This window comes from Aureimonas sp. AU40 (genome assembly GCF_001463785.1).
Lineage (GTDB): Bacteria > Pseudomonadota > Alphaproteobacteria > Rhizobiales > Rhizobiaceae > Aureimonas.
In genome coordinates this window covers 16,519-26,488 of record NZ_BBWL01000003.1, presented here as the reverse complement: position 1 = coordinate 26,488, position 9,970 = coordinate 16,519, and the positions used below count along the sequence as shown (strand labels likewise).

At 66.7% G+C, this 9,970-nt stretch carries 16 protein-coding genes; 11 read left to right on the top strand and 5 right to left on the bottom strand.

The genetic code is table 11. The annotated features are described in order from the left end of the window. Window positions 1-3: 3 nt before the first annotated feature. Genes AUL32_RS01440 through AUL32_RS24395 form a run of 5 tightly spaced genes read right to left on the bottom strand, consistent with a single transcriptional unit; the run spans window position 4 to window position 4,394 of the window. Entirely contained in the window at window positions 4-1,020 is a 1,017-nt protein-coding gene (locus AUL32_RS01440) for a helix-turn-helix domain-containing protein (protein WP_082659062.1), read from the bottom strand. Then, a complete protein-coding gene (locus tag AUL32_RS01435; RefSeq protein ID WP_062111107.1) occupies window positions 1,017-2,372 on the bottom strand; it encodes a DNA-methyltransferase in 1,356 nt (451 codons plus the stop codon). The genes AUL32_RS01440 and AUL32_RS01435 overlap by 4 nt, the downstream gene beginning before the upstream one ends. Further along, complete coding sequence (locus AUL32_RS01430; protein ID WP_156421278.1) at window positions 2,369-3,619, bottom strand: DUF7146 domain-containing protein; 1,251 nt, start codon at window positions 3,617-3,619, stop codon at window positions 2,369-2,371. The genes AUL32_RS01435 and AUL32_RS01430 overlap by 4 nt, the downstream gene beginning before the upstream one ends. Continuing rightward, window positions 3,616-4,086: a hypothetical protein gene (locus tag AUL32_RS01425; RefSeq protein ID WP_062111104.1), complete on the bottom strand. Its 471-nt coding sequence runs from the start codon at window positions 4,084-4,086 to the stop codon at window positions 3,616-3,618. The genes AUL32_RS01430 and AUL32_RS01425 overlap by 4 nt, the downstream gene beginning before the upstream one ends. Further along, window positions 4,086-4,394 carry a transcriptional regulator gene (locus tag AUL32_RS24395; protein ID WP_082659061.1) on the bottom strand — a complete coding sequence of 103 codons (309 nt, stop codon included), beginning with the start codon at window positions 4,392-4,394 and terminating at the stop codon, window positions 4,086-4,088. Before AUL32_RS24395 ends, AUL32_RS01425 begins: the two co-directional genes overlap by 1 nt. An 82-nt stretch (window positions 4,395-4,476) precedes the next feature. On the opposite strand from AUL32_RS24395, the gene AUL32_RS24390 reads away from it, so the two are divergent. The 11 genes from AUL32_RS24390 to AUL32_RS01365 all read left to right on the top strand — a co-directional run bounded on the left by AUL32_RS24390 (window position 4,477) and on the right by AUL32_RS01365 (window position 9,970). Next, window positions 4,477-5,190, top strand: a complete 714-nt coding sequence (locus AUL32_RS24390) for an XRE family transcriptional regulator (RefSeq protein ID WP_244497602.1) — start codon at window positions 4,477-4,479, stop codon at window positions 5,188-5,190. A 445-nt stretch (window positions 5,191-5,635) separates the two neighbouring features. Further along, window positions 5,636-5,986: a hypothetical protein gene (locus tag AUL32_RS01405; protein WP_156421277.1), complete on the top strand. Its 351-nt coding sequence runs from the start codon at window positions 5,636-5,638 to the stop codon at window positions 5,984-5,986. Beyond that, the gene (locus tag AUL32_RS24915; protein ID WP_156421276.1) at window positions 5,983-6,123 is read left to right on the top strand and encodes a hypothetical protein; all 141 of its coding nucleotides are present in this window, start codon (window positions 5,983-5,985) and stop codon (window positions 6,121-6,123) included. The genes AUL32_RS01405 and AUL32_RS24915 overlap by 4 nt, the downstream gene beginning before the upstream one ends. Continuing rightward, entirely contained in the window at window positions 6,120-6,506 is a 387-nt protein-coding gene (locus AUL32_RS01400) for a hypothetical protein (protein WP_062111099.1), read from the top strand. The genes AUL32_RS24915 and AUL32_RS01400 overlap by 4 nt, the downstream gene beginning before the upstream one ends. Further along, the gene (locus AUL32_RS01395) at window positions 6,506-6,709 is read left to right on the top strand and encodes a hypothetical protein (protein ID WP_062111098.1); all 204 of its coding nucleotides are present in this window, start codon (window positions 6,506-6,508) and stop codon (window positions 6,707-6,709) included. Before AUL32_RS01400 ends, AUL32_RS01395 begins: the two co-directional genes overlap by 1 nt. Continuing rightward, window positions 6,700-6,987 carry a hypothetical protein gene (locus AUL32_RS01390; RefSeq protein ID WP_062111097.1) on the top strand — a complete coding sequence of 96 codons (288 nt, stop codon included), beginning with the start codon at window positions 6,700-6,702 and terminating at the stop codon, window positions 6,985-6,987. Before AUL32_RS01395 ends, AUL32_RS01390 begins: the two co-directional genes overlap by 10 nt. A 25-nt stretch (window positions 6,988-7,012) precedes the next feature. After that, the gene (locus AUL32_RS01385; protein WP_062111096.1) at window positions 7,013-7,288 is read left to right on the top strand and encodes a hypothetical protein; all 276 of its coding nucleotides are present in this window, start codon (window positions 7,013-7,015) and stop codon (window positions 7,286-7,288) included. After that, window positions 7,288-7,860, top strand: a complete 573-nt coding sequence (locus AUL32_RS01380) for a hypothetical protein (RefSeq protein WP_062111095.1) — start codon at window positions 7,288-7,290, stop codon at window positions 7,858-7,860. Before AUL32_RS01385 ends, AUL32_RS01380 begins: the two co-directional genes overlap by 1 nt. Beyond that, window positions 7,857-8,537, top strand: a complete 681-nt coding sequence (locus AUL32_RS01375; RefSeq protein WP_062111094.1) for a hypothetical protein — start codon at window positions 7,857-7,859, stop codon at window positions 8,535-8,537. Before AUL32_RS01380 ends, AUL32_RS01375 begins: the two co-directional genes overlap by 4 nt. A 14-nt stretch (window positions 8,538-8,551) precedes the next feature. Further along, window positions 8,552-8,905 (top strand): hypothetical protein, encoded by a 354-nt coding sequence (locus tag AUL32_RS01370; protein WP_062111093.1) that lies wholly within the window; start codon window positions 8,552-8,554, stop codon window positions 8,903-8,905. Between the two features lie 27 nt (window positions 8,906-8,932). Beyond that, window positions 8,933-9,970 (top strand): DUF2303 family protein, encoded by a 1,038-nt coding sequence (locus AUL32_RS01365; protein WP_062111092.1) that lies wholly within the window; start codon window positions 8,933-8,935, stop codon window positions 9,968-9,970.

Sequence of the window (9,970 nt, the reverse complement as noted above, 5' to 3'; positions counted from 1 at the left end):
GGCTCATTCGGCCGCCTCACAGGCGGCATTGACCACCGGCGCGCGCAGGCGGAGCCCCGCGATGCGCGCGCCCTCGCGTCGGCCGCCCAGCCGGCGCAACGACGCGCCGAAATTCGCCCTCGGCATCGGCATGTCCAGGCGAGAGCGGCAGAAGGCCACGTACTGGTCATAGGCCTCGGCCACCACGAAACCGCCTCCGGCATCGGCCGTCAGGTAGATCTGCGCGAAGACCAGGAAGGTGCGCTCGCCGGCATCGGCGATCGTCGGGCCGGCGTGGAATCGCGGCTCGTCCTCGTCGCCCACGCCCGCCGGTTTCTGCATCTCCGGCGCCGAGGCGAGAATGGCGACGACCTCGTCCGCCTCGATCCCGAAGGCGTTTCCGATCCGCGCGTGGAGCGCATAGGCCGGCAGCTTCGGGTCCTCGGCCGAAATCCGGTCCTCGAGGAGCAACATCGCTTCGCGGCGATGGAAGGGCGACAGCGCCTCCAACGTGCCGGGTTCGATCGGCCCGAACAGGTCGCCCGAGATCAAGGGAGGCAGGGACACGGGCAAGGCCGTCATGGAAGGCTCCGGAACGGGAACGGGAATGGAGGGCGGCTTGGGCGCGGGCGTTTTCGGCGGCTCGGCAGGCACCGGCGCTTCCGGCGCGGGAGGAGGCGCGAGCTCGGGCAAGCCGAGATGCGTCCGCAGAACGCGCGCCCGCTTCATCGGCGACGACACGTCCGCCGGGTCGAGGTTCGCCTCCCGGCACCACGATTCGTAGCGGTCTCGCGCCCACAGGATCGTCGTGTGATCGCGCCCGAGAAGCTTGCCGAGGCGAGGGAGGGTTGCGGGATGGCGCCCCCAGACGGTCGGGTGGCGAAGAAGAACGCCGATCGCGACATGGCGCGCCATGCTGATACGGCGCCACCGTCGAGGGCCGAGGATATCGGCCAGGCTGACCCCGAATTCGGCCGCGACTTCCGCCGCGATGGCCATTGCCTGGGCGCGCCGCGTCGAGCCGATCTCCATGACGCTCATTCGGCCAACCCCAGCGCAAACAAGGGGCCAAAATCGTCGGCAGGCTTCAGTTTTGCCATAGCCGCCCGGCGCGTCGCTTGCCCCTCGGTCGCCAGGGCCATCCGGCGGGCGATATCGGCCTGATACTCGGCCTCGCGCTCGATCAGGAGCGCGCGCATCCCTTCGCGCCATGCCGCCTCGCCGGTCGTTCCCGTTCCGGCGAAACAGTCGAGCACCAATCCGCCCTTCGGCGTGATGAGGCGCACCAGCCATTGCATGAGATCGACCGGCTTGACGGTCGGATGTTTGGAACCAATGCGGTCGTCGGCATCCGCTTTCGCGGTGTAGAAGAAACGGGCAGCGGAGCCCGCATCGCCGCGGGGCGAAAAGGTCTCCCGTGCCCCGTAGTCTCCAAAGACACGAACACTGGCTTTCTCGCCATGTTCGGGGCCAACCGAACGCTGTTGGCCGGGCGCATTCGGGAATGCGGCCAACACTTCCGGCGAGCCGTCATGGATCAGGTTCGCAGGAAAGCGTCCGCCGGGTTTTTGTTCGTAGACTCCAGGCTTATCAGCGCCACCGAAAACGCCGCTGCCACTGGATCCCAACGCCACATTCCGTGTCGCCACGATTGTTTCGTCGGTCTCGACCCTGCACCCAGTAATGTTCAGAGCGCCAACGCCATGCTCCAGTACATTCTCAGCGACCGTTCCATGCAGTGCCTTCCGAGCGAGGCAGATCTGCTCCCAGGCAGGCTTTAGCGCCGTGCCCCATCCTTCCCATTCCCGTGCGTCGTCCGTTGCGGGCGCGGTCACGGTTGGCACGAACTCGCGCCCATTATCCTTGATCCACGAACCGTTGGCGTTCTGATCCGCACCCGGGATCATGCGCTTCACCGGCTTGCCAGCGCTCACGATCTCACGTTCAGCACCCGCCATGCGGTCGATGGCCTTGGACACGTCATGGCTTTTCGGAAAACCCGATCCATAGGTCCAGGCCAGCTGGTCCCGGATCTCGAATCCGGCATCTTCGATCGCCACGGCCATGCGGTGATAGGTCCGCGTGCCACTGAAGGCCGCGAGATGACCGCCGGGCTTGAGCACCCGCAGCACCTCCTCCCAAAGCTCGACCTGAAACGCGATATCGCCGCCGTCCCATGTCTTACCCATGAAGCCTTTGGTGGAGCGGCCCAGCGCGCCAGTGGCCTTGCTGGTGGCGGTCGGCGAGCCAAAGCGCTTGACGATCGAAGTGAGGTGATACGGCGGATCGGTCACGACGCTATCGACCGAGGCGGACGGCAGCGTCTTGAGGATGGCGAGGCAGTCGCCGCCATGAAGCGTCACGCGCCCATCGAGAAACTCTTGCGCGCTCACGCCGCGTCCTCCTGTTCGAACTTGAGATCGGCCCAATCGCCGCCCGCCGGCGCGAAGAGCGAGCGCACGACGCGACTGTCCCTCTGATGCCGCGTCACGCCGCGCCGAAGGGCGGCGCGTGTCATGACCGGATCGGAATCGCCGTCGCCGAGGAGCACCAGCTCTCGGATATGGTCGGGCACCGGCATGCAGACGGCGTCCATGTCCGGCTCGAAGCCGGGCACCATGGCCGGCAGCGAGCGCCCGCCCTTCACGGCACGGCGGAGCGTCGGATGGCGGAACCGGCTCTCGGCCGTGGCCTTGCCGCAGAGATTGCCGAGGTCCCCGGCGGCGCAATAGAACGTGTCGGGCCGGAAGCCGTCGAAGCGTGCGAAGCCGAGAACCGTCTCGATCCCCTCGCCCGCCACCATGCGCGTCACCTGGGAAAGCTTGCCGATCAGCGGCAGAAGGCCGCCCATCTTCGAGCCGCGCATCTTCTTGGATGGCAGAAGCTCGCCCGTTTCCGGGTGCGCCAGCGTCGGCCGGAACTTAGGCGCGGCGTCGAGGTCGAGCCATGTCTGATGCAGGCCGATGGGCCGCCAGCATCCCTCGCCCAACGCGACGAAGCGCGCGAGCATGGCCGGGCCGGAATGGATTTGAACGGATGGCCCGCGCTCCGGCTTGGCGAAGAAGCCGAGGCGCGGATGGACGCGCAAATACGCGCGGTCGACCAGCGCGGCGGCGGCGCCGAGGCCGCGTGCCTCGAGATAGCGGCTCGCGAGATCGCCGGGCGCGAACACCGCGCCCTCGCGCCAGAACTGAAGGCAGCGATCCATCTCGCGGGCGCGATAATGGTTCTCCTGAGCCTGCGCCCGTGCCTCCTCGGCCTCGGCCTTGGCCCGTTGCTCGGCCAGCCGCCGCTCGGCGTCCCGCCGCCGCGCCGCACGATCGCGTTCGTCGTCGGCCTCGCGATCGGGGCGTCTCTCGCCGGTCAGGATCTCGCAGGCGTCCAGAAAGTCGGCGCCGGTCAGATGCTGCGCGAGGCCGATCGCGTCGCCGCCACCGAAGCCCCGGCAGTTGAACACGTTCTTGCGGCTGTTGAGCGAGAACCGATCCTTGCCGCCGCAGGCCGGGCACGGGCCGACATATTCGTCTCGCGAGCCGCGAAGGCGCGAGACCGAGTGGCCGCACCGCGAGAAGGCGTCGAGAATGCCGACACCCTTCGCCTCCGCGACGAAGGCATCCATTTCGGGCGAGCGGTCACTCAAAGCACCGCCTCGCACTTGGCCCGCAGAAGCCGGCTCTGCTCGTCGTGATCGTCGAGAGCGCGCAGGATCGCCTTTGCCTCGTCGGCATCGACGATCTCGTCCTCGAGCGCGGTGAACATCTCGCCGAAGACACCATGCGCGCCGTTCTTGAAAGCGCGGATGTCGCGGTAGCAGATGGCGCCGACGCCCTTCGGCCGACGCATCGGCACGAGTTCATAGTCCTGCGCATTCGCCAGCGCCCGGGCGTGGTGCGGGGCGCCTGCCGCGAAGTCGAGATCCAGCGCCGTGTCGATCGTCACGAAGCGCTCGGCGTGTTCCTTCTCGGCCGAGGCCGCGAAGGACAGTGCCGTTTCCTTGATCCGCACATACTGATCGCGGACGAGAGCGGCAGCCCCGCCCGCATTTGCGATAGCGGCGCGCGTCGCGAGCTTCAGGGCCTTCAGCATCTGCGGCGTCGTCGGGCGCATCAGTGCCGCCCCCCACTCGGTAAAGCCGAGGGGCTCGCGTTTACGTGACGACGAACGCAGATCGCCTCATCTTCGCCGCATTGCTTACCAGCGAAGACGGGGGACGGATGATCATGCTCGGAACAGTCGCCGAAGACATCAGGACGTTGACGATGGCGGGATATGCCCGTCAGACGCTCGATGTCGAGCACGCGAGCCGGCGGAATTTGCCGCCAGGAATACATGCTGTTGTGGCGGATGCCGAGGAGAGCAGCGAGCCGCTTGAACCCGCCAACAATCTCAGCCGCTTCTTTGAGGATCTCTGACATGTCAAGAAAGGTAGGCGAAACCTCCTTTTCATGTCAAGGTCAGGTAAGTGACTTATCGGTAGGTTCCGCCTACCAATTCGTCATGGACACGCTCGGCTCCCGCATCCGTAAGGCCCGCAAAGAGAAAGGGCTCAAGCAATCTGACATTGCGCAGCACTTCGGTATTGCGCGGACCAATCTCAGTGCCTGGGAAAACGATGATAACGGACCGGACAGATCCAAGCTTGAGCCTTTGGCTCGCTTGCTCGGCGTCGATGTCAGCTGGCTGATAAGCGGCGACGGGCCTGAACCGGTCAATCTCGAATACAAGCGCCCTAACGCCGAGTCTGAGACGACACCCGGCGTCACGACCGCCAACCTGCCTCGCGTGGCGGCCATCCCGGGCTCGGACTTGGTGTCGCCAACTGCCGATCTTCCCGTTTTCGCTGCTGCGCGGGGCGGCGACGGCCATGTTATCGTGACGTTCGATGCCATCGACTGGGTGAAACGCCCGGAGCCGTTGCGCAACGTCAAAGGCGGCTACGGCCTGCTGATAACCGGCGATTCGATGTATCCCGCCTACCGATCAGGAGACATTGCCCTGATCAATCCGCATCTCCCGCCCATGCGAGATACGGAAGTCGTCCTCTACCATACCCCGCCCGACGACTCGGCCGAGGCAATCATCAAAACGCTGGTCGGCTTCAACGATCGCGAATGGACCCTTCGTCAGTACAATCCTGACACGACCTTCACTGAATTCGTGAAGGAATGGCCCATCTGCCACCGTTGCGTGGGGAAGTACGCAAGCCGCTAGCCCTCAAGCTGCTCGTAGATTTCTGCGGGCAGATCGCCCTCAGCGCTTAGAACGACGGCTTCATCCCAGTCGCCCGTGACCGGGTCGCCAGACCGCGAGAACGCGACTGCACCCACCTTCCCACTCGTTGCCAATGCGCGCCTAGCGGCCCCTTTCGCCAATTCGGCGCTATGAACCTGTCGGGGCAGGTCCGGAACAATCACCCCTCGTTTGCCACGGCTGAAGGTTTGAACGACGTGGAAGGTCGCCATAGACTTGCACTCCTATCCAAAAACACCCCCTGAACGTGTCGCCTAAATGAGAACACAACAAGAACATTTGGGCCGATATCAACAGGTGTTCTGACACCTGTGCATAACTTGGGTAGGCATTTCATACCCAGGCGCTTGACATGTCAGGTCTGTTTTACCTACCTTGCTCCCATCACCTCAGATCGGAGCACTCCGTGTTGTCCTCCACAGCCCATTCCCATCCCGCCCGGATGCGTTGCGCACCGGGCGATAAGCGGCCCGCGCCCGAAACCTCCCTCGGTGCAGCGGGCCGCGCCCCCATCGCCCTCGCGCGCCGGGCCTACCGCGAGACCGAGGCCGACACTGAGCGCGCGGCCGAGATCGTGCGGCACGATCCGAGCTTTTGCGCCAGCCTCGTCGCCGGCGGCGAGGTCCATCTGGCGCGCAGCCCGGCCGTTCTCGGACGCGCCGAGCTGATCGTCGATGCCGGTCTCTTCCTGGCGGGTGGCGGTTTCGTCGCCATCCTTTTCGCCTTTTCCCTGTTCGCCTTCGGAGGCCGGTCGTGATCGGCGCCCTCGTCCGCGAACTCGCCGCCTTGGCCTGCGTGATCGGCTTCGTCGCCGCGATGAGCGCCGGACTGGTGACGCTCCACGACGAGCGGGCCACCCCGAACCCCTCCGTTCTGGCGGAGGTGCGGAGATGAGCCGCCACTACGATATCGCCGCCAACGAAACGCAGATGCGCCGGGAGGAGATCGAAGCCTTCGCGAACGCTATGGCCAAGTCGGCGGACGCCGAAGATCGCGCCTTCAGTCTCATGCAGAACCGGCTGCGGGACACCGCCATCCTGCCGGTGGTCGAGGCTATGCGCGGCCAGAACGAGGGCCTCCCCGTCGACATGCCGCTCGCGGCGCTGGCTTCCACGGTAGCGTCGGCGCTCTGGAACACGGCGCCCGTGATCGGTCGCACCTTCCCCGAGACCGTCGCGCTCTTCCTGGCGCATGTCGAAGAGGTCGTCGACGCCTTCGAGCGGGACGACACCCCGACCGGCGTGCCCGCCATCCTGGCGCAGATCGGCCACGCCTGATGGCCTTCTTCCGCGTCTTCTTCGCGGACGGCACGTCCGGCGTCCTCGCCGCCAGCAGCCCGTCCGACGCCCGCAAGCAGGGCGAGAAGCAGGGGCCTGTCGTCAAGGTCAAGCTCGACCGGGACCGCCTCGGCGCCACCGATCGCCGCCCGCGCATCACCCGCAAGTCCCACGACACGAAGGGAGCCCCGCCATGTCGCTGACACCCGAACAGAAGCACCTGGCGCGCCATGCGCTGGGCCTGCCCAACCGCAAGCGCCGCTCCTACCGCAACCGGTTCCACGCCTTCACTGGCGGTCCCGACCATGACCTCTGGACGTCAATGGTCACGCAGGGCCTTGCCTGCGTCGATCAAGGCAAGGCCGCCCCGAACGGCAGTCGGCTCGACTACTTCGCCCTGACGCGCGCCGGCGCGGACGCTGCGCTCGAAGCTCCCGAGAAGCTCGACCTCGAAGATTTCCCGCCCATCGCGGCGCACTAACCCATCCTTTCGAAAGGATCGAACCATGCAGACCCAGGGTCAACAGATCCTCGCCCGGGCCGCCGCCTGGGCCGCGCAGCACCGGACCGCCGCCAGCCGCCCCGCGCGCCCCAAGCCGCAGGAAGCGGCGGTCCACGTCGTCGCGCGCCAGATCGCCGACGACATGCTCGACGTCGCCGCCGTGCGCGGCTGCTGCGAGGAGGAGGATCTGCTCGGACGCGGCTGGACGCCGGACGCCCTCCGGCGCCACGGCGTCAAGGCCCGCGAGATCGCCAACGCCGCTTCGGTTCGGTCGATCTGATGCGCGCCGACTTTCCCTTCTCGCCGCCGACCGGCTGGGTTCCGTCCGACCACAGCGACGAATGGAGCCCCCCGCCCCGCGACACGCCGAATGCCTGGATCTTGGCGCGGAGCAACTCGCATGCCGAGATCGCTCAGGCTCTTCTGGCTGGCCCGAACGAGGGCGAAGGCCATCCGACCGGGCGCACGAAGATCGCCGCCGGCGAGATCGTGACGTTCCTCGCCTATTTCGATCTCGGCACCACGGACATTCTCGTCTCGCCGGACGGCACATGGTCCAGCGCCGACACGCTGCCGATCGCACCCAGCGCCACCATGTTCTGCGAGGAAGGCGACGGCGAGACACTGGCCTACTCGCTCGACGAACTCGCCCAGAACTTCGCCAACAACACCATCCTCTCCGAACCCGAGATGGTGACCGTCGAACTCTTCCACTGGTCGGAGGACGTGCCCTTCGTTCTGGCGATCAGCCAGGACGGGACGCTCGGCTTCCGCCAGATCGTGGACGAGCCGGAAGCGGCCGAAGAGGTCGAGGCCGACGCTTCGCGCGAGCCGGAGACGGCCGACGCATGAGCGCCTTCATGCCCACCGTTTCGGGCCGCGTCCTGCGCTTCGCCGAGCCCGAGGTCGATCGCGATGCCCTGTTTCAGGACATGGCACACGGCCTCGCCACGGCGAACCGCTTCGCAGGCCAGACGCCGATGCCCTATTCGGTGGCGCAGCACTGCGTCATGGGCGCCGAGGCCATCCTTCGCGAGACCGGCGACGTCGAGCTCGCGGCTTTCTTCCTGCTCCATGACGGGCACGAGGCCTGGCTCGGAGACTGGACGCGCCCGGCCGTCGAAGCCCTCTGCGAGATCATGGAGTCCGACGCGGTCGAGGCCGGGGTGGCGGCAAAGGTCGCTCGCGTGTTCCCGACCCGCGTCCGGCGCGGTCTGTCGCTCCTCAAGCGTCGCATCGACAAGGCCGTCCTCACGGCGGCCGGTTTCAGCTTCCCGCGCTTCGAGGCGAGGACGCCCGATATCGAGGTCGCGGACATTCGCATGCTGCGCACGGAGCGCGACGCGCTTCTGCCGCGCCAGACCGAGCTTTGGGACGCGCGCGTCGAGGCCGCCAAGCCCTTCCTCCTCCGCCCGGCCCGCTTGAAGTGCTGGGCATGGCCCGAAGCCGAGGAACGCTACCAGTCCGCGCTGCGCAGCTTCTGCCCGCTTCTCTCCCCCCCCCGAACGCCCGCGCTGGCGACCGCCTGACAGGAGCCCAACCCATGAAGAAGATTCGCGACGTTCAAACCGTCATCGGCCTCCTCGAGGACGGCCAGCTCGCCCAGGACTTCTCCGATCTCCTGCAGAAGACGCTCGCCGACCTCAAGGAACTCGCCGGCCCCAAGGGCAAGGCGAAGGGGTCCGTGACCCTGAAGATGGACCTGACCGCCGAGGGCGGCACTGTCACCATCAATTCCGACATCGCCGCCAAGACGCCGAAGTCCGGCCGCGCGGCGTCGGTCCTCTTCGTCCTCGACGACGGCTCGCTGTCCACCGAGCACCCCCGCCAGATGAGCATGTTCGGCGGCCCCCGCGACATCGACGGCGAGCGCCGCCGCGCCGGCGACGAAGCCTAACCCCTCCCCAACCCCAAGGAGCAATCCATGTCTCAGACCACCGAGAACGCCGAAGGCGTCCTGCTGCCCAGCAACCTGCACCTCAACGAGACGCTACGCCTCGACGGCGACGCCGTCGACAAGCTGGCCGAACTCGGCTCGCGCGCGACCGGCGTCGAGATCCTCAAGATCGACGATCTTCCGGCCAGCCTGCGCTCGATCGGGCTGATGTCCTTCCCGCTGGCCCTCGTCCACGGCGAGAACCCGAAGCTGCAGAGCCTCAAGTCCTTCGCCGAGGAATGGCGCGACACGCCCGAGTTCCGTCGCGGCCAGGCCAAGGCGCTGACGCTCGACAGCTTCATCGCCCTCGTGAACCGCCACAAGGTGCCGGACACCTCGGTCGTCTTCGCGGATTCGAACTGGAAGGCGCCGAGCCTGACGGCGGTGATCGACTATCACCAGACCGAAAACGCTGCGGACACCGACGCCCCCGGCTGGGGCAAGCACCGCGTCCACTATCCGTTCCCGCTCTCCGAAGAATGGAAGCGCTGGATCAAGGACGACGGCCAGCCGATGGAGCAGGCCGAGTTCGCCGCCATGATCGAAGATCGCATGACGGAACTCGCCGCGCCGGACGATGGCCTGCGCATCATGGTCGAACGCGACTTCCAGACCACCGTGGCGACGCCCTCGCAGCTGATCACGCTCTCGCGCGGGCTGCAGATTAATGTCGAGTCCAAGGTCAAGGACATGCGCACGCTGCAGAGCGGCGCCAGCCAGGTCGTGTTCGAGGAAACGCACACGGGCGCGGACGGCCAGCCCCTGGCGGTGCCCGGCGTCTTCGTGATCCGCGTCTCGCCTTTCTTCATGGGTGATCCGATTCTGATCCCGGTCCGTCTGCGTTACCGCGTCCGCTCCGGCAAGATCATGTGGTTCTACCAGATCTACCGGCCCGACGCCTCGATCACCGAGGCCGTGCGCGCCGCCATGCAGGACGTGGCCGCGAAGACGGAACTTCAGGTCTTCGAAGGCACGCCCGAGATGCGCTCGGACGGCGCGATCGTCTCCGGCGTCGGCGGAGCCTGA

Excerpts from the sequence above, each read along its gene's own strand:
- AUL32_RS01440 (WP_082659062.1), bottom strand. The coding sequence starts at position 1,020 with ATGAGCGTCATGGAGATCGGCTCGACGCGGCGCGCCCAGGCAATGGCC.
- AUL32_RS01425 (WP_062111104.1), bottom strand. The coding sequence starts at position 4,086 with ATGCGCCCGACGACGCCGCAGATGCTGAAGGCCCTGAAGCTCGCGACG.
- AUL32_RS24395 (WP_082659061.1), bottom strand. The coding sequence starts at position 4,394 with ATGTCAGAGATCCTCAAAGAAGCGGCTGAGATTGTTGGCGGGTTCAAG.
- AUL32_RS24390 (WP_244497602.1), top strand. The coding sequence starts at position 4,477 with ATGGACACGCTCGGCTCCCGCATCCGTAAGGCCCGCAAAGAGAAAGGG.
- AUL32_RS01400 (WP_062111099.1), top strand. The coding sequence starts at position 6,120 with ATGAGCCGCCACTACGATATCGCCGCCAACGAAACGCAGATGCGCCGG.
- AUL32_RS01395 (WP_062111098.1), top strand. The coding sequence starts at position 6,506 with ATGGCCTTCTTCCGCGTCTTCTTCGCGGACGGCACGTCCGGCGTCCTC.
- AUL32_RS01390 (WP_062111097.1), top strand. The coding sequence starts at position 6,700 with ATGTCGCTGACACCCGAACAGAAGCACCTGGCGCGCCATGCGCTGGGC.
- AUL32_RS01385 (WP_062111096.1), top strand. The coding sequence starts at position 7,013 with ATGCAGACCCAGGGTCAACAGATCCTCGCCCGGGCCGCCGCCTGGGCC.
- AUL32_RS01380 (WP_062111095.1), top strand. The coding sequence starts at position 7,288 with ATGCGCGCCGACTTTCCCTTCTCGCCGCCGACCGGCTGGGTTCCGTCC.
- AUL32_RS01375 (WP_062111094.1), top strand. The coding sequence starts at position 7,857 with ATGAGCGCCTTCATGCCCACCGTTTCGGGCCGCGTCCTGCGCTTCGCC.
- AUL32_RS01370 (WP_062111093.1), top strand. The coding sequence starts at position 8,552 with ATGAAGAAGATTCGCGACGTTCAAACCGTCATCGGCCTCCTCGAGGAC.
- AUL32_RS01365 (WP_062111092.1), top strand. The coding sequence starts at position 8,933 with ATGTCTCAGACCACCGAGAACGCCGAAGGCGTCCTGCTGCCCAGCAAC.